Genomic DNA, 20,965 nt, shown 5'->3' with positions numbered 1-20,965 from the left:
AATTCCGCCGCGAGGAACATTCCGATGAAGAACCAGAATTCTCTTCGTTTCGCCCTGGGCGCGCTGTTGGCCGGGCTGGCGGGTGCGGCGCCGGCTCTGGCCGAAACAAAAAATCCCGTCGTGGTCGAGCTCTTCACCAGCCAGGGTTGCTCGTCCTGCCCGCCGGCCAATGCAAATCTCGTCAAGCTCAGCAAGGAGCCGGATATTCTGGCGCTGAGTTTTGCGGTGACCTATTGGGATTATCTCGGCTGGAGGGATATTTTCGACAAGCAGGAATTTACCGATCGCCAGACGCGTTACGAACCGTCGCTCGGCGTAGACGGCCCCTTCACGCCGCAGATGGTCATCAATGGCCGTAGCTCGATTATCGGCCAGGACCTCAAGGAAATCCGCGCGACGATCGCTGCCCAACAGCGGCTGCCCGGGCCGGCGCTCAGCTTCAAGAGCAACGCCGTTGTGGTCGCCGCGGGTGACAGGCCGAAAGCCGCTGCCGATATCTGGCTGGTCAAATACGATGCGGGTGTCGTCACCGTGCCGGTGGCGCGCGGCGAAAATGCCGGCGAGAAGCTGCCGCATGCACATGTGGTACGCGAACTCACGCGCCTTGGCAGCTGGAGCGGTGACGCCGTCAGCCTGCCGGTTTCCAAGGCCGAGGCCGGCAAGAAACGCGCGGTGCTTGTGCAGGAGCCGGACGGCGGCAAGATTCTGGCCGCACTGACGGACTGAGGCGGGAGCGAAAAAGGGGAAGCGCAGGCTCAACGGTTGCTCCTTGCCGGAATGCACGAACGATCCGACGGCAAGGATAAATTGGGTTCGGACCACGGGAACGACGCGGCCTAAAATTTATCGCGATTGCCCAATGAAAAGCGGCCGCGCTTGGGGCGCGGCCGCATCTTTTCGATACAGTGTCTATTGGTTGGATTGCGCTGCTCAGCTACGTGAAATGAGGATGTCTTCTTCCTCATCACGCTGGCGGCCGCCGAGGGCTGCAGCGGCGCAGGAGATGAAGGCACCGACGAGAAGCGACAGGGAGCCGACAAGCGCAGTGGTTGCCGCGGCCTTGCGTGCCTTGTCGGTTGCCTCCTGGGCGGCGACCTTGGCGTCGTCGATCCGCTTCAGGACGGCATCGACACGGGCACGTGATTCCTGCGGAGACAGGCCGGTGCGGGCGGAAACGATGGCTGCCAGATAGGCTTTGTCGTTTTCCGGCACGCCGCCTTGCACGGCGCCGTTCAGGAGAATGCGCGATACTTCGGCAGTCGCCGCACCATCATCGTTCCGGGCTTGCGCCTGAACCTGCTGTGGCCGCAGAAGGGCGTCGGTAAAGTAGGAGGTTGCCGCGTTGGCGCTGCCGCTATCCGTCGAGGAAGCAGCCGCCGCGGAACCTGCCACACCGGCCGTTGCCGCTGCGGTTCCGAGAGCCTGCGCGCCGCCGCTGGCAAGCGAACCGAGCGACGAGGCCAGGAAGCCGGCAACGAAGACGGTCGCCACTGCCCAGGACACGAAACCATGCGCCGTATCGCGGAAAAACACTTCGTCCGTGTGGACTGCCGCCCATTTGGTGCGAAGCCGGCCGGTCAGATAGCCGCCGAGCGCTGCTGAAAGCCACTGCACCACGACCAGCCAGATTGCGGCGGTGATGCCGATGGTCGCCGCCGAACTGCTTTCGCCCGACCAGGGAGAAACCATGGTCAGTCCGAGACCGGAGCCGAAGAGAATGAGGATGAGGCTGATACCCGTGGCGGCAACCGCGCCACCGATGATCGGTCCCCAGGATATTGCGGACCGTGACGACTCCACCGGAGTTGCCACCGCAGAACCCGTCGTTGAGATTGCCATGTTTTTCGTCCTCAACGCATGAAGAGAACGAGAAGGATGACGATCGGCAGTGGAATGCCGAGAAGCCAGAGCAGAATACCGCGTCCCATGATGAACCTCCTGAAAGATCACAGTTTGTTTATGTGCTGCGCCTCCTCAACACACCTGCCGATCTTTGGTTCCTAGGGCTTGGAAATTTCTACGTTTTTCGTCTTGCGGTTGGCCGCGTGCCTGCAAGGCGCGGTTGGCGGGAAGGTGTTTTCCTGCCTCCGGATCAGTTCGCGGCTACGGCCGTCCGTGGCCGCCGCAGCCATCGCTTGAAGCGCTTCTGCAGCGGTTCGTCGAAGCCGACCGTCAGCAGCCATGAGATGAACGTGATCGCGGCAATCAGCGCGATCCCGGCGATCGCGCCGTTATCCGGTGACAGGACGTTCGGCCAGAGCACGATCGCCCAATCCGCGAGCGGCGTGTGCAGCACATAGACGCCGTAGGAGGCAGTGCCGAGAAAGCTGGCCACGGCGCCGGTGCGAGCATCCGGCACGATGCCGCTTGCGACATAGAGCAACGACGGCCAGACCAAGAGGACGACCAGGAGGTCGAAAGGCGCGCGAAGGTCCCTCGGCGTCGGGGAGGCCAGAACCGCGGCGACCGCCAGCAGGCAGAGAAGGGCAAGCACAGGGCGCGCCTTGGGCATCTTCGGCCTGAACCTGTAGATCAGCATGCCGACGGAAAACGAGAAGAAGACGCGCGCAAAACCGGCATACATCTCGTTCCACCGGAAACCGGCATGCAGGCGATCGAAATCGATCGCTGCAACGACCAGCAGCACGGCGCTTATGGCGATGACGATACCGACCCGCCGGACGCTCGCGTGAACACCCTTTGCGGCATAAACGACATTGGCGACCAGCTCGTTGAACAGCGACCAGGCCGGATGGACGAGAAAAAGCGCGGCATTGAACGAGATGGTGAAGGGCGTCGGCAGGAAGAACAGCCCGGTGACCACCGCAGCCGCCAGTTCGCCGGGGATCACATATTCCTCGGCCATGACGGCACGGCCTGCAAAATACATGTGGATGTAATAGGCGACCACCAGAACCAGCGCGATGCCGTAGAGCGGGTAGAGGCGCAGGAACCGGGCAGTCATGAACTGCAGCGGCGACATGCGGCCGTCTTTCAGCACCGCACCATAGGCATGCGCCAGCACGAAGCCGCTCAATGCGAAGAACAGGTCGACGCCGAGATAGCTGGAGGGCAGGGCCTTGCCCAAAAGAGGCTCGATATGCCGCTGAACGATGAACAGGGCGGCGATGCCGCGCAATCCGTCCAGGAGCACGAAGCGTTCGCGTTTCACCGGTTCGGTCATTGTCGGCAGAGCGGCCATGCTGATCCTTCGGTGAAGCCTGATCGAATGTGGAACGACCGCGAAACGATTCTGAAGAAACCCGGTCCGCCGAGCGAGCATCATAGTTGAGCGCAGATGCCCGTGGATGACGAAACGAAGATTTCGTCAATTCCTGCGTTTCGTCAACATCTGTGCCGTGCTCCCGATCCTGTTACACTTGTTGATCGGCGAAACGAAGCGCCGAACGGCCGAGGTTAAGACAACGTTTATGATTTCGTGAAAGTTAATCGATAATTGCAGACGATCCTGCCCGAGGGCGCAAAGGGGGGCCTTTGGGGGGAGACCTGGATCGCGAAGCAATGTCCCGGAGTTCGCCTGCCTCTGTTTGGTTCGCAGGCTGTGTATGGAGTTTAGAACATGACCAAGTCCATGAAGTCTTTCACCCTGGCGATGATTGCAGCAGTCGCCGCCACCCCTTTGATCGCTTCGGCCGTTTCGGCTGCCGACCTCACCAACAACGCCTATAACGAGCCGCCGACATTCAACGACGCCGGCGCGCCGAAGGCTGGTTGGGGCGGTGCCTATGTCGGTGGCGATCTCGGCATGTCTTCCCGCAAGCTGAACCCGTTCGATGGCGACAAGGGCCTCGTGCTCGGCGTCCACGGCGGTTACAACGTCGATCTCGATTCCGGCGTCGTCGGCGGTGAAATCGAAGCGTCGCATCTCGGCAACGTCGAAATCGGCGTGCCGGGCGGCAAGATCAAGGAACAGGGCCGCGTTGCCGCCAAGGCAAAGGCCGGCGTCGGTTTCGGCCAGACCCTCGTTTACGGCACCGGCGGCGTTGCGCTGACCAGCTTCGGCGGCAAGAGCGGCACCGATGGTCCGGACGGCTGGAAGCCGGGCTGGATCCTGGGCGCCGGTGTCGAGCAGAAGCTCACCGACAACGTCTCGGCCCGTTTCGAATATAACTACACCCAGACCAACAGCGTCCGCAGCACGACCGGCGGTGTTTCCAGCCGCAGCGACGTCAAGGACCAGACCCTGAAGGCTGGTGTGAACTATCGCTTCTGATCGGAAAATAGTTACGGGCGAACTGCTCGCGAGAGATAATCTTGGTCCCGCCGTTGTCGGCGGGACCAACTACCAGACTGCGCCGTCTCTTGCAGTCAGCTCGACAAGTTGAATGCTTACTTCGTGCAGTTGCCAGCCTTATCCTTGGCCAGGCATTCATTGCAGAGTTCGCCCTGTGTCGGCTTCGAAGGTTTCTCTTCGTAATCCGATGTTGGCCAGTTCGAGCAATTGCGGCACCAGTGCCAAGTATCCTTGCCTTTCCGTTTTCTGTAAGCCATGCACGCCTCCCTTTGGTTGCCGATGCAGGTTAGGCGGTATTTGCGGGTACTTCCACGAACCGACCACTCTTTCTGATTGTGTTTGCCTGCCGATAATCGAGCCGCTTTTTAGCTATCGGACGAAAAGCGGTTGTGATCGAAGGTTGTCGCCGGGGGTGGCGATGCTGCCTCCACGGCCGGCGTTTCCGCGGCCGTATCCGGAATTATCCTATACACCGCCACAGGCGCCAGCAGACCGACAGAGCTTCCCGGCGATGAGAGCGCCCAGGAGATGAGCGCTTCCTGCCCGTCGAACTCCTCTTCCTCGTCGATTTCCACCTCCGGCAGCGGCAGCGAGGCGATCGAACCCGTTGGCTCGCGCAGTTCCAGCCTCGGCGCCGGGCGGGCAAAGCTCGGCAAGGCCGCAAGAACCGGTGCCGGACCGAGCGACGCCGTCACGATCGGATCGGTTGGAGCCGATATCACCGGGCGGATTGCGGGTGTCGGGACCGCCAGTGAGGCGAGGTCGGCGAATTCCGGCTTTGCCTCGATGCGTGCTGCAGGCGGGGCGGTCTGTTCGGCGAGTGCTGCCTCGGCGCGGCTTTTCGGCGTCGGCAGCATGGCGGTGAGGACGGGGATCTTCACCCGTGCCGGCGCTGCATCGTCATCGTCGTCATCCGGTGCCGTGGAGGCGATCTGGATCGATTGCGAACCGACGCGACGCCTATAATCCGCGACCGCCTGTTCGTAACCGGGTAGCGGACGTCCGTCAGCCGGCAGGTGCATGGTCTTGCCGGACGGGAAGATGCGGGCCAGTTCCTGCCGCGACATGCGCGGCCAGGCGCGGACATTGCCGACATCGAGATGCACGAAAGGCGAACCGGAGGTCGGATAATAGCCGACGCCGCCGACCTGGACCTGCATGGCGAGCGCCCTGAGCGTCGCAAGCTTCACTCCCGGAATGTAAAAGTCCATCGCCTTGCCGAGCATGTGCTGACTCTGCTTGGCGACGCCGGTATTGCGCGAACGGCCGCGCAGCATGGCATTGGTGGCGGGCGACCGGTAGGCGGAGACGACATGGATATAGTCGCTGGCGCCGCTGCGGTCATAGACTTCCCAGACGAGATCGAGCAGGCGCGGGTCCATGCGGGCATTTTCGTTGCGCCGCCAGTCGCGCAGGAAACGGTTGATCTGCGCCATGCCGCGGGAATCGAACCTTCCGTCCCGCTTGTAGGTGATCGTCGCCCGCTCGCCCGTATGGGTGAAGTAGAGTTTCAGCGCCCGGTCTTCGGCAACGGCCAGCGAGGCCGAGCCGAACAGGGCGGTAAACGTCAGGATCGCGGTGCGCGACACTTGCACGGTATTTCGTGCCGCGTCTTGAGCGACGCTCAGAAAGGCACGCATAGCGGCCGGCGAAGATGCTTTCTGCGGAGACTCAGACACAACAAACCCGTTCGATACAAACCACGAAAACGCGACGCACAAGGACGCAGCCACCGGTAGAGGAAACGGGATTATGGTTGATGAATTGCTAATAACGGCCCGTTTGCGGAAATGTGATCGGGTTGGTTGCGGGTTGAGTGTGTCGCCGCGCCCTCCTTTCTTCCCCCTTGCGGGGAAGATGTCAGCGGAGCTGACAGATGGGGGTGGTGCCACAGACCCGACGTTAGAATGTGCCGGACCACCCCCATCTGTCGCCTTTGGCGACATCTTCCCCGCAAGGGGGAAGAAAGGAGCCCGCCGCACCGTCTCGTATCCCATATGCTGTTTCCGGTTCTGGCGAAAAAAACGAAAGAGACAGGCGAATGAAAAGCGATCCAAAACATAACCTGCGACTTCCACACACACTCCTCCCTTGGCGATCCCGGTTTTTGAAATCGGACGGGGCGCTGAAAGCTGCCTCGTAAATAAAGTAATAAGTGACACCTCTCAGCGCCCCGTTCGGCTGTTTTTATCCGCGACTTCGATCCCTCTGCGATGACGGGTTTTGTGGGCTATGCGGCGCCTCTCTTTTTGCAAAGAGGATCATGCACGCCACAATCTCCAGTGCCCGGCCATGACCGCCTTTCCCGACGATCGTTGCCGATCGACCGGGGGCACCTTCCGCCACCTGCGCCAAGCGGCTCGGATCACAAAAGACCCTCGAACGCCGCCTGACGCCGCCCGCCACCCTCCAATGCCTCACAGGCACGCCCGGACGCGCTCTGAGGGAATGACGAGGGGCCGGTCCGACGGCCTTGCCTTGTCATTCCCGGTCGCCGGAGGGAGACCATTTTCCGCGGACCCGAAACATGAGCTACTGCGTCTTCCCCTCACGCCCCGCGCCGACCCCGCCTCGCCAGCACGCCTGCCGGTGTATCCGTGACGGGATGGGGAGATTGTAGGCATGAGTTGAGAGGGCGGGGAAAATGGGGGATGGATTTTTTTGGTGGCGGGTCATCAGCCTTACGCATCATAACCGCCATGCAGTTCGGTCCGAATGCGATGCCTTAAGATATGTTTTTATCAAGCAGTTGGGCTTTTGGATAGGAATCAGGTTTGCTCGTATGACATTGATATTGAAGGAAAAGGATTTCGCTTAACGTCATTCACAGCTCGGAGCGAGCCCACAGTGAGGTGTTCGTTCAATTTGAGACGGCTTTTTTCATCTGCGCTTCCATCAAAGATAAATGTTGAAAGCAGCAAGTTATTGTGCATGAGGAATTGGAATACTGCATTTTTCTTATCATCGGTACTTCCGTATCGATAAGAAAATTGATCGGGAACACTCCAATTCCCCTGTTGCATCGTGTGAAATTCACCAAGAAAATTTAGCTGTTGCGGTATCGTGTTTTCTATGAGGTTTTTAGACGTATGAATGTAAATGGTTATATAAGCATCGCTGCTAGCGATGTTTCCTGAAACAAGATAGTATGCGGCAAGCGTCAATTTAAGTCCGAAAAGATTTATATGCTCACGTTGTTTTGGCCCGAGGGATACTATAACAACATCCTCGTTGTGAGTTTTTTTGTATCTCTTTTCTTCCTGCCTGTTTCCGAAGCGGCCCGACAATATTTCATCGTAGGTCTCAGGGCAATTTCTTAGAAGTCCTTTTGCGGTGGCTTCAAAATCGCTGTGGTATTTTTCGGAAAGATTTTGAATTGATGCGAATTTAGTGAGAAACGATACGACGGTATCCGTTTTTCGAGACGCCCTATTGCACTCTATGCAGGTTGGAAATTCAAAACCAGATGGGCGATGTTTATTAATAAACATAAACCGAGGCGGTATATGTTCAATTTCCTCGATCGCTCTTCCACCTCCACAAAAGCAACATACTGGGTGGTCTGAAAAGAACTTGCGGCGGTAGTTTTTGGAATCTCCCAACTTCTATCTCCAAGAAAAAGCCAGCCCAGAATTGACTGGACCGGCTGAGAGTTGGTTGGCTAATTCTAAAATCAAGAGCAACCGCTCGTCGCGCCGCACGTGTCGCACTTCTCACAAGTCCCGTTACGGACCATCGTGAAGTTCTGGCACTCGGAGCACATATTGCCCGTATAGCCCTGTGCGATCGACCGCATGCGGCGTTCGTTTTCCACCTTCTTGGCTTCCGTCTTGGCGGTTGCGGCAGCATCGGCCGAGGCGTCGGAGAAGAGGTTGGAGGTTGCGAGTTCCTCGTTCACTTCCTCAGCGATTTCCTCTGCCAGTTCCTTGGCGCGCTCTTCATAATCGCGCTTGAAGGCGGTGGCTGTGGCCGTTGCCGGTTCCAGCTTGCGGACCACGTTGCCGGAGATCGCGGTGACGCTGGCGATGGCGCGGGCAGGGGCGGCGGTGGCCGCACCCTTGATGTCGCCGCGGGCTTCAGCACCGCCATTGGTCGAAACCAGCGTCGGCTTGTAACCGCGGGTCAGGCCCTTGGAAACCACGTCCGCCTTGCCTTCCGACACGCCGCGGCCGAGCGCAGTGTTGTTGAAGTCCGACGTATCGACATGTGCGAGGTCGTGGCGCGACAGGTAGGAGATCGCCAGTTCGCGGAACACGTAGTCGAGGATGGACGTGGCGTTCTTGATCGCGTCATTGCCCGTGACGATGCCGGCCGGTTCGAACTTCGTGAAGGTGAAGGCGTCGACATATTCCTCGAGCGGCACGCCATATTGCAGGCCGAGCGAGACGGAGATCGCGAAGTTGTTGATGAAGGCGCGAAGGGCCGAACCTTCCTTGTTCATGTCGAGGAAGATTTCGCCGAGGCGGCCGTCATCATATTCGCCGGTGCGCAGGAAGATGGTGTGACCGCCGATCTTGGCCTTCTGGGTATAACCCTTGCGACGACCGGGCAGCTTTTCCTGATGGCGGACGACCTTTTCGATGATCCGCTCGACGATCTTTTCGGTGACCACGACGGCCTGGGCGGCTGCCGGCAGGGCCAGCAGTTCTTCCATCGCGTCTTCGTCGTCATTCTCGTCGATCAGCGAGGCATTCAGCGGCTGCGACAGCTTGGAACCATCGCGATAAAGGGCGTTCGCCTTCAGCGCGAGCTTCCAGGACAGCATGTAGGCGGAACCGCAATCTTCGACGGTCGCGTCGTTCGGCATGTTGATCGTCTTGGAGATCGCCCCCGAGATGAACGGCTGGGCAGCCGCCATCATGCGGATATGGCTTTCGACCGAGAGATAACGCTTGCCGATCTTGCCGCAGGGATTGGCGCAATCGAAGACCGGCAGATGTTCGGCCTTGAGGAAAGGCGCGCCTTCCAGCGTCATCGCACCGCAGACATGGATGTTGGCGGCTTCGATCTCCTTCTTGGAGAAACCGATATGCTCAAGCAGGTTGAAGCTCATGTCGGCGAGCTGCTCGTCGGTAACCTTCAGGGTTTCCTTCAGGAAGTCCTGGCCGAGCGTCCACTGGTTGAAGACGAACTTGATGTCGAAGGCAGCCTTGGTGGCGCCGTTGATCGCGGCGATTTTCTCGTCGGAAAAGCCCTTGGCGCGCAGCGAGCCGGGGTTCACGCCCGGAGCCTGGTTGATATTGCCGTGACCGACGGCATAGGCCTCGATCTCGGCAATCTGGCTTTCCGTGTAGCCGAGCGTGCGCAGGGCTTCCGGAACCGCACCGTTGATGATCTTGAAGTAACCGCCGCCGGCGAGCTTCTTGAACTTGACCAGTGCGAAGTCCGGCTCGATGCCGGTCGTGTCGCAATCCATGACGAGGCCGATCGTGCCGGTCGGGGCGATAACCGAGACCTGCGCGTTGCGGTAACCGTGCTTTTCACCGAGTTCGAGCGCCTTGTCCCAGGCAGCCTTGGCATGGGCCGCGAGATCCTGGTCCGGGTTTTCCGAATGGATCAGCGCCACCGGATCGACCGAAAGCTGTTCGTAACCGGCGGTCTCGCCGTGAGCGGCGCGGCGATGGTTGCGGATGACGCGCAGCATGCTGTCGCGGTTTGGCGCAAAGTTCGGGAACGGGCCGAGCTCGGAGGCCATTTCAGCCGACGTGGCATAGGAAATGCCGGTCATGATGGCGGTCAGCGCACCGGCAATGGCGCGGCCTTCAGCCGAGTCATAGGGAATGCCGGACGACATCAGCAGGCCGCCGATATTGGCATAACCGAGGCCGAGCGTGCGGTACTGGTAGGAGAGTTCGGCGATCTGGCGCGACGGGAACTGCGCCATCATGACCGAGACTTCGAGCACGACGGTCCACAGGCGGGTCGCATGTTCGTAATCGGCAATGTTGATGCGCTTGGTCGCCTTGTCCTTGAACTGCAGCAGGTTCATGGAAGCAAGGTTGCAGGCCGTGTCGTCGAGGAACATATATTCCGAGCACGGGTTCGAGCCGCGGATCGGGCCGCCGGCCGGCGAGGTGTGCCAGTCGTTCATCGTCGTGTTGAAGTGGATGCCCGGATCGGCGGATGCCCAGGCGGCGTAGGAAATCTTTTCCCACAGGTCCTTGGCCTTCAGCGTCTTCATTACGCGGCCGTCCTTGCGGGCGGTCAGGTTCCAGTCGCCATCGGTCTCGACAGACTTCAGGAAGTCGTCCTTCAGCGAGACGGAGTTGTTGGAGTTCTGGCCCGACACAGTCAGGTAGGCTTCCGAATCCCAGTCCGTATCATAGGTCTTGAACTCGAGGTCCTTGTAACCCTGTTTGGCGAACTGGATGACGCGGCCGACATAGTTTTCCGGAACCATGTCCTTCTTGGCAGCGCGGATTTCGCGCTTCAGGGCCGGGTTCTTGTTCGGGTCGAAGCAGTCGTCGCCATCGCCTTCGCAATTGACGCAGGCCTTCATGATCGCCTTCAGGTGACGATTGACGATCTTCGAACCGGTGACGAGGGCGGCAACCTTCTGCTCTTCCTTGACCTTCCAGTTGATGTATTCCTCGATATCCGGATGGTCGATATCGACGACGACCATCTTGGCCGCACGGCGGGTCGTGCCGCCCGACTTGATGGCGCCGGCAGCGCGGTCGCCAATCTTCAGGAAGCTCATCAGGCCCGAGGAGCGACCGCCGCCGGACAGCTTTTCGCCTTCGCCACGCAGCATCGAGAAGTTGGAGCCGGTGCCGGAGCCGTATTTGAACAGACGCGCTTCACGAACCCACAGGTCCATGATGCCGCCCTCGTTGACGAGGTCGTCCTGAACCGACTGGATGAAGCAGGCATGCGGCTGCGGATGTTCGTAGGCCGACTTCGACTGGGTCAGCTTGCCGGTGAACGGATCGACATAGAAATGGCCCTGGCCGGGGCCGTCAATGCCATAGGCCCAGTGCAGACCGGTGTTGAACCACTGCGGGCTGTTCGGAGCAACGCGCTGGGTGGCGAGCATATAGGCAAGCTCGTCCATGAAGGCGGCCGCATCTTCTTCGGAGGTGAAGTAGCCGCCCTTCCAGCCCCAGTAGGTCCAGGTGCCGGCCAGACGGGAGAAGACCTGGCGCGCATCGGTTTCGGAACCGTATTGCTCTTCCTTCGGCAGCGCCTTCATCGCTTCCTTGTCGGCTACGGAGCGCCAGAGGAAGGAGGGAACGTTGTTTTCCTCGACCTTTTTCAGGATCTTCGGAACGCCGGCCTTGCGGAAATACTTCTGGGCCAGAACGTCGGTGGCGACCTGGGAGAACTGCGTCGGCACGTCGATATCGGCCAGGCGGAAAACGATGGAACCGTCCGGATTGCGGATCTCGCTGACCGCCTTGCGGAATTCCATCTCTCCATAGGCGCCGGTAGCCGGCTTGGTGAAACGACGTTCGATACGCATTGTCTTCAAGTCCCTCGTCAGTTGGCGCCCTATCCAAGAAGGCGCAAGTTTTGCCGCTCCGGTTCACGCGGGTCGACGCGCTGAGCCGGTTCCAAGTTCCAGTTCCAGGTGATTCATCCGGAGATGTTTACCCTGTATTCTGTGGTGATGACGGCTGCAACATACTACATGTAGTGTTAACAGAAAGTTTCCGCCAGTCCAAGCCGTCGTTTCGGAGCGGAAATCGAGCGCACGCAGGGACCCGTCCGCAAACCGTCCTTCATGGCCGGAATCCGGGTGTTTTGATCCGCTAAGCTCGAAAAAGAACCGGCCTCGTTACTTCCGGTCCAGTCGCCGCCGCAACATAAAAACCACATTCGGCCGATGCGAGAGATTCGTCAAGGCGTAGATTGCAACGCTTTTATAACCACAAGATATTGTGCTTTTTGGCTGTGGATAACGGGGATGAAAAATCTCTCAGGAATCTCAGGCATTTGCGGGCATGACCTGAAGCTTGCTGCAGGGAACTTGCGAAACATTTCGTGACTGGAGGGTGTCATGTCGCCCGTCTGTGTCGGCCGAAACGCCAAATGTCGTGCCGAATTGACACATCCTGTGAATATCCTCGTCCACTATTAGGAGTGTGTTGGGGGCTGCACCGTTTTTCGGGCACGCCCGAACCGCGCGGCTGCGTGTTTGTCGAATGGTAATCGTTCCGGTGGTAAGGATCGGGCACAAGGCTCGGCCATGCTGGCCGCGTTATGGGGTTTTCATGGAAAACCGTTTTTCACGGCGCATGGAGGCGTCTTGGGCGAGAGGGATGCGAATCAGTCCGGCATGAAGGCGACGCGCCTCAATCGGTGTTTGTCGCTCTGTTCGGTGATTCTCATTTTGGGCAGCATGCCCGCCGCCGCGATCTCGCTTCCCAATCCGGAACGGCCTTTCCAGGAAAAGACCTGCGACAGCGCGATGCGCCGTCTGAAGGAGGCAAGGGCAGGAAGCCCGCTGATGCCGCCGAAGCGCAACCGCGAGCTCGCAGCCGAAGCGCAGCGGCATGCAAAGGCAGTCTGCGCCGGCGAAGGGCGTGCGGTGCCGGACCCATAGCGGACCTGACGAGTGACGTGCATGCCAGGAATTTTCGAGCAAGAAATCCATCGCGACAGGGGACGATAGAATGCCGAATGTCATCGAGACGACGGATGCGGCAGCGGGCAGCGGAACGACCTATACGCTGAAGGTCGGCCAGACGGGGCAGGGCGCGATTTCCTCGACCTCCGATCAGGACTGGTTCCGCGTCGATCTCGTTGCAGGGCAGACCTATACATTCGCGGCTACCGGTTCCGGCAACGGCGCCGTCGGTCTCGGCGATCCCGTATTGACGCTCCGCAACAGTGCCGGAGCGAGCCTGCGGACCGATGATGACAGTGGCCCGGACTACTGGTCGTCCATGACGTTCACCGCAACCTCGACCGGAACTTTTTATCTGGGCGTTGCAGGTTCCGGCGGGACCGGCCGCTACGGCGTGTCGGCGACCACCGGCACCAAAGCTCTCTACGACGAGCAGATGGGCGCCGCGACGCTGCAGCGCAATGCCTATCCGCATGACGGGCATCTCGGTTTCAACTGGGGCGCTGCCGGCCAAGGGGTCAATCTGACCTGGGCTGCCCGCGCCACCAATCCGGGCCAGACGGATGCCCAGGGCGGCGCGCGGGCTTTCATCCCGCTCTCGGCGCAACAGGTTGCCGCATCGGCCATGGCGCTTGGAGACTTCGCCGACGTATCGGGAGTGACCTTCACCCAGGTCAATCCCGGCGGTCGCAGCGACAATGCGACAATGCTGTTCTCGGCCTACAAGACCAATGCGGATGGCGCCGGCGCTTATGCGTCCTATCCCTATTCGACCGCCACCGGTTCGCAATTCTCCCATGGCGACGTCAACCTCAACAACGAATATGTTTCCACCACGTCGCTGGGGCGGGGCAGCTGGGAATATTCGACCCTGCTGCATGAAATCGGCCACGCGCTGGGCCTGGCGCATCCCGGTGAATATGCCGCGGCTCCGGGCCTCGCAATCAGCTACGCAAACAATGCGCAGTTCATCCAGGATTCCGAGCAATACACCGTCATGAGCTATTTCGGCTCGCATGAAACGAACGGCTCGAACGTCCGGAACTATCCCGATACGCTGATGCTCTACGACATTCTCGCCGTCCAGCAGCTCTATGGCGTCAACACCGCGACCCGCACGGGCAATTCCATCTACGGTTTCGGTGCCAATACCGGCGACGTTTTCGACTTTACCAAGAACACCGATCCGGCAGTATGTATCTGGGATGCGGGCGGTACCGACACGCTGAACGCCTCGGGCTTTTCGATGGCACAGAAGATCGACCTCAATGCGGGCAAGTTTTCCAATATCGGCGGCTTCCTCAACAATGTCTCGATCGCCTTCGGTGCCGTCATCGAAAATGCGATTGGCGGTTCCGGCAATGATACGATCTATGGCAATTCCGCCAATAACGTCCTTGACGGCCGCGGCGGCGTCGACACCCTGATCGGCGGGGCCGGCAACGACACCTATGTGCTCGGCGCGGAGAATGACAGTGTCAACGACAGTTCGGGCGTGGACACGATCACCTCGACGATCACCCGCTCGCTTGCCGCTTACACGACGATCGAGAACCTGACACTGCTCGGCACCGGCAATATAAACGGCACCGGCAACGACCTCAACAACGTCATCATCGGCACGTCCGGCAAGAACACGCTGGTCGGCGGCAACGGCAACGACACGCTGGACGGCCTGACCGGCATCGATATTCTCAACGGCGGCGGGGGCAGCGACATCTACGTGCTTGGCGCCGAGAGCGACAGCATTACCGACAGCTCCGGCGTGGATACGATCACCTCGACCATCACCCGCTCGCTGGCGGGCTATGCGATGATCGAAAACTTGACGCTGCTCGGCACCGGCAATATCAACGGCACCGGCAACGATCTTAGCAATGTCATCATCGGCACGTCCGGCAAGAACACGCTGGTCGGCGGCAACGGCAACGACACGCTGGACGGCCTGACCGGCATCGATATTCTCAACGGCGGCGGGGGCAGCGACATCTACGTGCTTGGCGCCGAGAGCGACAGCATTACCGACAGCTCCGGCGTGGATACGATCACCTCGACCATCACCCGCTCGCTGGCGGGCTATGCGATGATCGAAAACCTGACACTGCTCGGCACCGGCAATATCAACGGCACCGGCAACGACCTCAACAATGTCATCATCGGCACGTCCGGCAAGAACACGCTGGTCGGCGGCAACGGCAACGACACCCTGGACGGCCTGACCGGCGTCGACACGCTGAACGGCGGAGCCGGCAACGACATTTACGTCCTCGGCTCTGAAAGCGACAGCATCGTCGATTCTGCCGGTAGCGACACGATCACCTCGACGATCACACGCTCGCTCACCGGCTATACGGCGATCGAGAACCTGACGCTGCTCGGCACCGGCGACATCAACGGCACCGGCAACGATCTCAACAACGTCATCCGCGGCACGTCCGGCAAGAACACGCTGGTCGGCGGCAACGGCAACGATACGCTGGACGGCCTGACCGGCATCGATATTCTCAACGGCGGAGCGGGTAACGACACCTATGTGCTCGGCGCCGAAAGCGACAGCGTCACCGACAGCTCCGGCGTGGATACGATCACCTCGGCCATCAGCCGTTCGCTGGCAGGTTATGCGACGATCGAGAACCTGACGCTTCTCGGCACGGCCAAGATCAACGGCACCGGAAACGGCCTGAGCAACACGATCACCGGCAACGAGGCGGACAATGTTCTCAATGGCGGTGCCGGCAATGACAAACTGATCGGCGGAGCCGGTAAGGACACCCTCACCGGTGGAGCGGGAGTCGACAGCTTCCTGTTCAACGCCGCGCTGAGCGCCAGCACTAATGTCGACAACATTACCGATTTTGTCGTGGCCGACGACACGATCCTGCTCGAGAACGCGATCTTTACGGTCTTCACGACCGTTGGCGCGATCCTGACCGGCAATTTCGTCAAGGGCACCGACGGTCTTGCCAAGGATAATGACGATTATCTGATCTACGAGACAGATACCGGCAATCTCTTCTACGACAACAATGGCAAGGCGACCGGCGGCTCGACATTGATCGCCCATCTCACTGTCAATCTCGGCCTGACCTACAACGACTTCCTGATCGTCTGAAACGGAAAAGCCCCGGCGCCATGCGGCGCCGGGGCTTTTTGCTGGAAACCATATGGGCTCGTGATCAGCCCTTGGCACCCTTGGCGATCGGCTCCTGGTAGGTGAAGCCCATGTCCCAGGGGAAGTAGATCCAGGTATCCTGGCTGACTTCGGTCACGAACGTATCGATGGTCGGCACGCCGGAGGGCTTGGCGTAGACGCAGGCGAAATGTGCCTTCGGCAGCATGGCGCGCACTTCCGACGCCGTCTTGCCGGTATCGGTCAGGTCGTCGACGACGAGAACGCCGAGGCCTTCATCCTTGGAGAGTTCCGGCGTGATGCCCTTCAGGAGCGCCATTTCGCCCTGGTTGACGTAATCGTGGTAGGAGGCGATGCAGACCGTCTCGATCAGGCGGATGTTGAGTTCGCGCGAGATGATCGCCGCCGGCACCAGGCCGCCACGGGTGATGCAGACGATGGCGCGGAATTCCTGTCCGAGGCCGGCAAGCCGCCAGGCGAGCGCGCGGGCGTCACGGTGGAACTGGTCCCAGGAAACGGGAAATGCTTTTTCAGGAAGAGACATGTCGGTTTGCCAAGTGCAAGAGCTTCGTTGGCTCTCGCTAATAGCGGCAATAAGGGCAGAAGCGCAAGGTTTTGAACAGCGTCGCCCACCGTTTATGATGGGCGACGCATGATGTGCGTCATCAGCGCGACAGAAGCGTCAGCGCCGTCATCGAATCGAGCAGGTTGCGGGTAACACCGCCGAACAGCATTTCCCACCAGCGCGAATGGCCATAACCGCCCATGACGAGCAGGTCGATGCTGTTTTCCGTCAACCGGTTTTCGATCACCGCCGAGGCAGACAGCCCACCGCTCTGCTGCGTCGTCAGCGTCACATTGATGCCATGGCGGGAAAGTGCCGCGGCAATCTCGGTGCCGGCGAGCTCAGGCGTCTGGTCGCCGCGCTCCGGCGGGTCGATCACCAGCACTTCGACGCTTTCGGCCGCCTTAAGGAAAGGCATGGAATCGAATGTGGCACGCGCGGCTTCCCGCGAGCCGTTCCAGGCGACCAGCACCCGCTTGACCGGCTGCACCACCTTCATCGTATAGGGCACGAGCAGCATCGGCCGGCCGCTTTCGAACAGGAAGGTTTCAAGGTCGGCGCGATGATCCGCATGTGCCGGATCGCTCTGGCTGGCGACGATCAGGTCGACGCTGCGCGCCGTTTCCATCACCGAGGACGACCCGTAACCCGCCGACGACATGAAGCTGCGGCATTCGGTGGAAACGCCCTGGCTTGCCGTCAGTTCGCCAAAAATGCGCTGCACTTCGGCGGTTTCCTTCTGGGCCACTTCCTGCAACACCTGAACCGCGGCGGGATCGGGAATTTCCATCGGTGCGATCAGCGGCACGGCAGCCAGCGTCTCGGCATGCACGCCGATCAGGTGGGCGGAGAACTGTTCGGCCAGCGAGATCCCGAAATCGGTGATCTGCTTGGCATTCTGCGGCGTGTCGAGAACGGCGAGTATGGTCTTGTAGCCCATGTCGGTATCTCCTCATCGGCTGGTTTCCACGAATTGGAACCAGTGTCAGATAAATACGTGTGTCGCAGTTTGATCCCGGTCAAGGAGGGAGGCCTCCGCAATGCGCAGAGGCCGAATGCCGCAGGAACCTTTTAAGCGTCCGCGGTCGGATTGGTCGGCGTCCTGGCGCTTTCGATGCCGGCGATCATCGCCACCACCGCATCGGCGGCTGCATCCAGCACCGCCGCATCGCGGGCGCGCACGACGATCTCGGTCGAGAACCGCTGCCCGTCATATTTCGGATAGGAGCCGATGCTGGTTTCCGGATGCGCCTTCTGCACGGCCGAAAGCAGCGTGCCGATATCGCCTTCGCCATAGGGGCAGGGGATTCCTCGCGACAGCATTTTCGCCCCTGAACGGAGCATGGGCAGCACATTGTCCACCATCGCCTGGAAAACCTGCGGCACACCGGCCATCACGTAAACATTGCCGATGATGAAGCCCGGCGCCGTCGAGACGGGGTTCGGAATATGCTTCGAGCCTTCCGGCATGCGCGCCATGCGCTTGCGGGCATCGGTGAACTCCATCTCGCGGCGTTCGTACATGTCGCCGAGCAGGGTCATCGCGTCCGGATCGTAGATGCACGGCACGCCGAACGCCTTGGAGATCGCATCGGCGGTGATGTCGTCATGGGTCGGGCCGATGCCGCCGGAAGTGAAGACGTAGTCATAGCGCCCGCGCAGCGCATTCAGCGCCTCGACGATCGCGTCCTCCTCGTCGGCGACGATCCGCACTTCCTTGAGATCGATGCCGGACAGCGTCAGGAGATCGGCGAGATGACCGATATTCTTGTCCTTGGTGCGTCCGGAGAGAAGCTCGTCGCCAATGGCGAGCATGGCGGCGGTGACGATGGATGTATCTGACATCGGATTGTCCTTCATGAAGCGGCATCAGTCCTAAGCCCAAATTTTTCCACGTAGAAGCGGATTTTTCGATAGTCGGTGCAAAAGCCTGTTCGTTACGGATTTGTGATCCGCAAGCAGGAAATCGTCTTCAAAAAGCGAACAGTGCGTCAGGCATGGCGGGACTGTCCAAACCTGCCGAACCGGCTACTTGTAGCCTCAGGTTCTGGCCGCTGTTGGCCTTTTCAAAACAAGACACGATTGGAGAAGATCATGGCGAAGGTTCTCGTCCTTTATTATTCCGCTTACGGCCATATCGAGAAGATGGCCTACGCCGTCGCCGAAGGCGCAAAATCGGCCGGTGCCGACGTCACCGTCAAGCGCGTTCCGGAACTGGTTTCCGAAGAGGTCGCCAAGGCTTCCTACTACAAGATGGACCAGGAAGCCGAAATCGCCAGCCCGAGCGAACTCGACCAGTATGACGCGATCATCGTCGGCGCCGGCACCCGCTTCGGCACGGTCGCTTCGCAGATGCGCAATTTCTGGGACCAAACCGGTGGCCTCTGGGCGCAGGGCAAGCTGGTCGGCAAGCTCGGCTCGATGTTCACCTCGTCGGCTACCCAGCACGGCGGCCAGGAATCGACCATCCTCGGCTTCATCCCGACCTTCCTGCACCAGGGCATGGCTGTCGTCGGTCTTCCCTATGCCTTCCAGGGCCAGATGGGTACCGAGGAAGTCAAGGGCGGCTCCCCTTACGGCGCTTCCACCATCACCAATGGCGACGGTTCGCGCCAGCCTTCGGAAATCGAGCTGGAAGCCGCAAAATTCCAGGGCGCGCATGTCGCCAAGCTGGCCGCCAAGCTCTCGGCCTGATTTTTCGGCAATGCTATAAGGAAAGCGCGGTCTTCGGGCCGCGCTTACGTTTGTTTGATAGAATTAATTTCGGCAGATCATTTCTTGAAGCATCTGGCGCCGATCATATCGAGCGCCGCCATCGCCGCCTTCTTGTCGTCGGGCTCGGTGAGGATCACCGTCCAGGATTTTTCGCAGACTTCGAAATGCTGCGGCTTGGCGGGGTCGATATGCATCACCTGCTGGCAATGCAGGTTGTCGCCCTCGATCCAGATCGTCGTCACCTTCGGATCGTCCGGCTTTCGAGACTCTGCCTTCTCGTAATCGTCATCGTCTGCGAGATAACGCAGCTTCTGCACGCGGCTGAAATCATAGGTGATGAGGCTCGTCTGCGCCCAGTCCTTGTCGCCTTGGCTAATCATCAGCTTCTGGACGATGCATTGTCCCGGTCCGAGCGAAAGCAGATCGCCAGAGGCAAAGCGCTGGCCCGTCTTGGGGCCGAACTTCAGCACTCCGTTGGTCAGATTGATCTGCCGCCCGGGCTTGATCTCCCCATCCATCGCCATCGACGGCGGGGCGCCGGTGAGAAGCGAACTGTAGGCCTGCAGCCGCGCCTGGTCGTCGTCTGCCGCAAGGGCGAGATCGGCCGATAGGCCTGCGAGAACGAAAAGCGCTGCATTCACGCGCATCCAATGCCTCATGCCTGCCTCACGACAACCATATCCGCCACGGTGATGATGGGATTGTCACCAAAAGGAGACTTTCGGTCAATCCTCTGTCCGGGAGAGGTTTCCGATTACTGTGCCCAGGCTCGCGTTTCCCTGAGAACCTGTTTTTTGCCTCTCAGGTACGACTTCTGCGATTTCAGTGCTTGACGATTTATGACGAGTCCAAGAAACAGGGTGCGTGGCGGACGTGGCGAAACTGGTAGACGCAAGAGACTTAAAATCTCTCGGCCTATGGTCATGCGGGTTCGATCCCCGCCGTCCGCACCAATTCATGTCGTATCAAGCCTGCGTGCGCCTGCGGGTCCGTTTCCATTTCGAGATTTATTCCAGCACCATATCGTTCACTTTGGAGGATATCTTGAGCTTCACCTTTGCCATCGGCGATATCCATGGCTGCCTGTCCGAGCTGAAGGACATGCTGGGTCACATCGAATACCAGGCGCCGTCCGGCCATGTCGTGTTCATCGGCGATTATATCGATCGCGGACCGGCAAGCCGTGGCGTGGTCGAGTTCGTCATGGCCGGACCGAAGAAGGAGGGCTGGCGCTGGACGGCACTCAAGGGCAATCACGAAGACTGGATGGTGAAGGCCCATGCCGAGGATGGGGCGGAGATGGTCTCATGGCTGGAGAACGGCGGATATGAAACGATGGAATCCTTCGGCGGCAGCGTGCCTGATGAGGTGATGGCATGGTGCGCAAGTCTTCCGACGATCCATGTCGATGAGCATCGCATCTTCGTGCATGCCGGGGTCGACGAAGCCTTGCCGCTCGACGGGCAGCGGGAGCGCGATCTGATCTGGAAGCGCTATCGCGGCAACGAGACCGGTTATTTCTGGGACCGCCATCTCTGCCACGGCCATACGCCGGTTACGGGCAATCCGATGACGATCGACAACCGCACCAATATCGATGCCGGCTGCGTCTTCGGTGGCGAGCTTGCCTGCGCGGTTTTCGATGACGACAGGCCGGAAGGGCCGATCCGGTTTCTGCGGGTGCCGGCAACCGGCACATGGAACCCAAGATCCTGATCGATCCAAGCGTTA

The 20,965-nt window shown here is 59.9% G+C and carries 15 protein-coding genes and 1 tRNA gene; 7 read left to right on the top strand and 9 right to left on the bottom strand.

Annotated elements, in window-relative coordinates; translation table 11 throughout:
• Nucleotides 1–24: 24 nt before the first annotated feature.
• Nucleotides 25–726: a DUF1223 domain-containing protein gene (locus tag KX729_RS02195; protein WP_219740797.1), complete on the top strand. Its 702-nt coding sequence runs from the start codon at nt 25–27 to the stop codon at nt 724–726.
• A 204-nt stretch (nt 727–930) separates the two neighbouring features.
• Here the strand turns inward: KX729_RS02195 and KX729_RS02190 are convergent, their stop codons facing one another.
• Both KX729_RS02190 and KX729_RS02185 read right to left on the bottom strand, forming a co-directional pair.
• Nucleotides 931–1,839, bottom strand: coding sequence for a hypothetical protein (locus tag KX729_RS02190; RefSeq protein WP_219740796.1), 909 nt, complete (start codon nt 1,837–1,839; stop codon nt 931–933).
• Between the two features lie 253 nt (nt 1,840–2,092).
• Nucleotides 2,093–3,202: an acyltransferase family protein gene (locus tag KX729_RS02185; RefSeq protein WP_246617350.1), complete on the bottom strand. Its 1,110-nt coding sequence runs from the start codon at nt 3,200–3,202 to the stop codon at nt 2,093–2,095.
• 378 nt (nt 3,203–3,580) lie between these two features.
• Here KX729_RS02185 and KX729_RS02180 point away from each other — a divergent pair, with 378 nt between their 5' ends.
• Nucleotides 3,581–4,234 carry an outer membrane protein gene (locus KX729_RS02180; RefSeq protein ID WP_219740795.1) on the top strand — a complete coding sequence of 218 codons (654 nt, stop codon included), beginning with the start codon at nt 3,581–3,583 and terminating at the stop codon, nt 4,232–4,234.
• 386 nt (nt 4,235–4,620) lie between these two features.
• Here the strand turns inward: KX729_RS02180 and KX729_RS02175 are convergent, their stop codons facing one another.
• The 3 genes from KX729_RS02175 to KX729_RS02165 form a co-directional block, all read right to left on the bottom strand.
• On the bottom strand, nt 4,621–5,895 hold the full coding sequence (locus KX729_RS02175) for a peptidoglycan L,D-endopeptidase MepK (protein ID WP_219740794.1): 1,275 nt from the start codon (nt 5,893–5,895) through the stop codon (nt 4,621–4,623).
• A 1,128-nt stretch (nt 5,896–7,023) separates the two neighbouring features.
• A complete protein-coding gene (locus tag KX729_RS02170) occupies nt 7,024–7,857 on the bottom strand; it encodes a hypothetical protein (RefSeq protein ID WP_219740793.1) in 834 nt (277 codons plus the stop codon).
• Between the two features lie 71 nt (nt 7,858–7,928).
• Complete coding sequence (locus tag KX729_RS02165) at nt 7,929–11,717, bottom strand: vitamin B12-dependent ribonucleotide reductase (RefSeq protein ID WP_219740792.1); 3,789 nt, start codon at nt 11,715–11,717, stop codon at nt 7,929–7,931.
• Nucleotides 11,718–12,587: 870 nt separating this feature from the next.
• Here KX729_RS02165 and KX729_RS02160 point away from each other — a divergent pair.
• On the top strand, nt 12,588–12,800 hold the full coding sequence (locus tag KX729_RS02160) for a hypothetical protein (RefSeq protein WP_219740791.1): 213 nt from the start codon (nt 12,588–12,590) through the stop codon (nt 12,798–12,800).
• Between the two features lie 70 nt (nt 12,801–12,870).
• Nucleotides 12,871–15,936 (top strand): M10 family metallopeptidase C-terminal domain-containing protein, encoded by a 3,066-nt coding sequence (locus KX729_RS02155; RefSeq protein WP_219740790.1) that lies wholly within the window; start codon nt 12,871–12,873, stop codon nt 15,934–15,936.
• A gap of 64 nt (nt 15,937–16,000) precedes the next feature.
• Here the strand turns inward: KX729_RS02155 and gpt are convergent, their stop codons facing one another.
• The 3 genes from gpt to KX729_RS02140 all read right to left on the bottom strand — a co-directional run bounded on the left by gpt (nt 16,001) and on the right by KX729_RS02140 (nt 18,364).
• Nucleotides 16,001–16,498 carry a xanthine phosphoribosyltransferase gene (gene gpt, locus KX729_RS02150; protein WP_219740789.1) on the bottom strand — a complete coding sequence of 166 codons (498 nt, stop codon included), beginning with the start codon at nt 16,496–16,498 and terminating at the stop codon, nt 16,001–16,003.
• A 121-nt stretch (nt 16,499–16,619) separates the two neighbouring features.
• On the bottom strand, nt 16,620–17,459 hold the full coding sequence (locus KX729_RS02145) for a putative universal stress family protein (protein ID WP_219740788.1): 840 nt from the start codon (nt 17,457–17,459) through the stop codon (nt 16,620–16,622).
• 131 nt (nt 17,460–17,590) lie between these two features.
• Nucleotides 17,591–18,364 (bottom strand): competence/damage-inducible protein A, encoded by a 774-nt coding sequence (locus KX729_RS02140; protein ID WP_219740787.1) that lies wholly within the window; start codon nt 18,362–18,364, stop codon nt 17,591–17,593.
• Between the two features lie 249 nt (nt 18,365–18,613).
• Between KX729_RS02140 and wrbA the strand changes: the two genes are divergently transcribed.
• Nucleotides 18,614–19,213: an NAD(P)H:quinone oxidoreductase type IV gene (wrbA, locus tag KX729_RS02135; protein WP_219740786.1), complete on the top strand. Its 600-nt coding sequence runs from the start codon at nt 18,614–18,616 to the stop codon at nt 19,211–19,213.
• A 77-nt stretch (nt 19,214–19,290) separates the two neighbouring features.
• On the opposite strand, the gene KX729_RS02130 is transcribed toward wrbA, so the two are convergent.
• Nucleotides 19,291–19,881, bottom strand: coding sequence for a hypothetical protein (locus KX729_RS02130; RefSeq protein WP_219740785.1), 591 nt, complete (start codon nt 19,879–19,881; stop codon nt 19,291–19,293).
• Nucleotides 19,882–20,101: 220 nt separating this feature from the next.
• Here KX729_RS02130 and KX729_RS02125 point away from each other — a divergent pair.
• Together KX729_RS02125 and KX729_RS02120 are read left to right on the top strand one after the other, a co-directional pair.
• Nucleotides 20,102–20,187 (top strand) — tRNA-Leu (locus KX729_RS02125).
• Nucleotides 20,188–20,278: 91 nt separating this feature from the next.
• Nucleotides 20,279–20,950 (top strand): metallophosphoesterase family protein, encoded by a 672-nt coding sequence (locus KX729_RS02120; RefSeq protein WP_281423204.1) that lies wholly within the window; start codon nt 20,279–20,281, stop codon nt 20,948–20,950.
• Nucleotides 20,951–20,965 lie beyond the last annotated feature (15 nt).

The organism is Neorhizobium populisoli (assembly GCF_019430945.1).
In the GTDB taxonomy this organism is placed as follows: Bacteria; Pseudomonadota; Alphaproteobacteria; order Rhizobiales; family Rhizobiaceae; genus Neorhizobium; species Neorhizobium populisoli.
The sequence above is the reverse complement of the archived record's forward strand: the minus strand, read 5'-3'. Positions and strand labels throughout refer to the sequence as shown.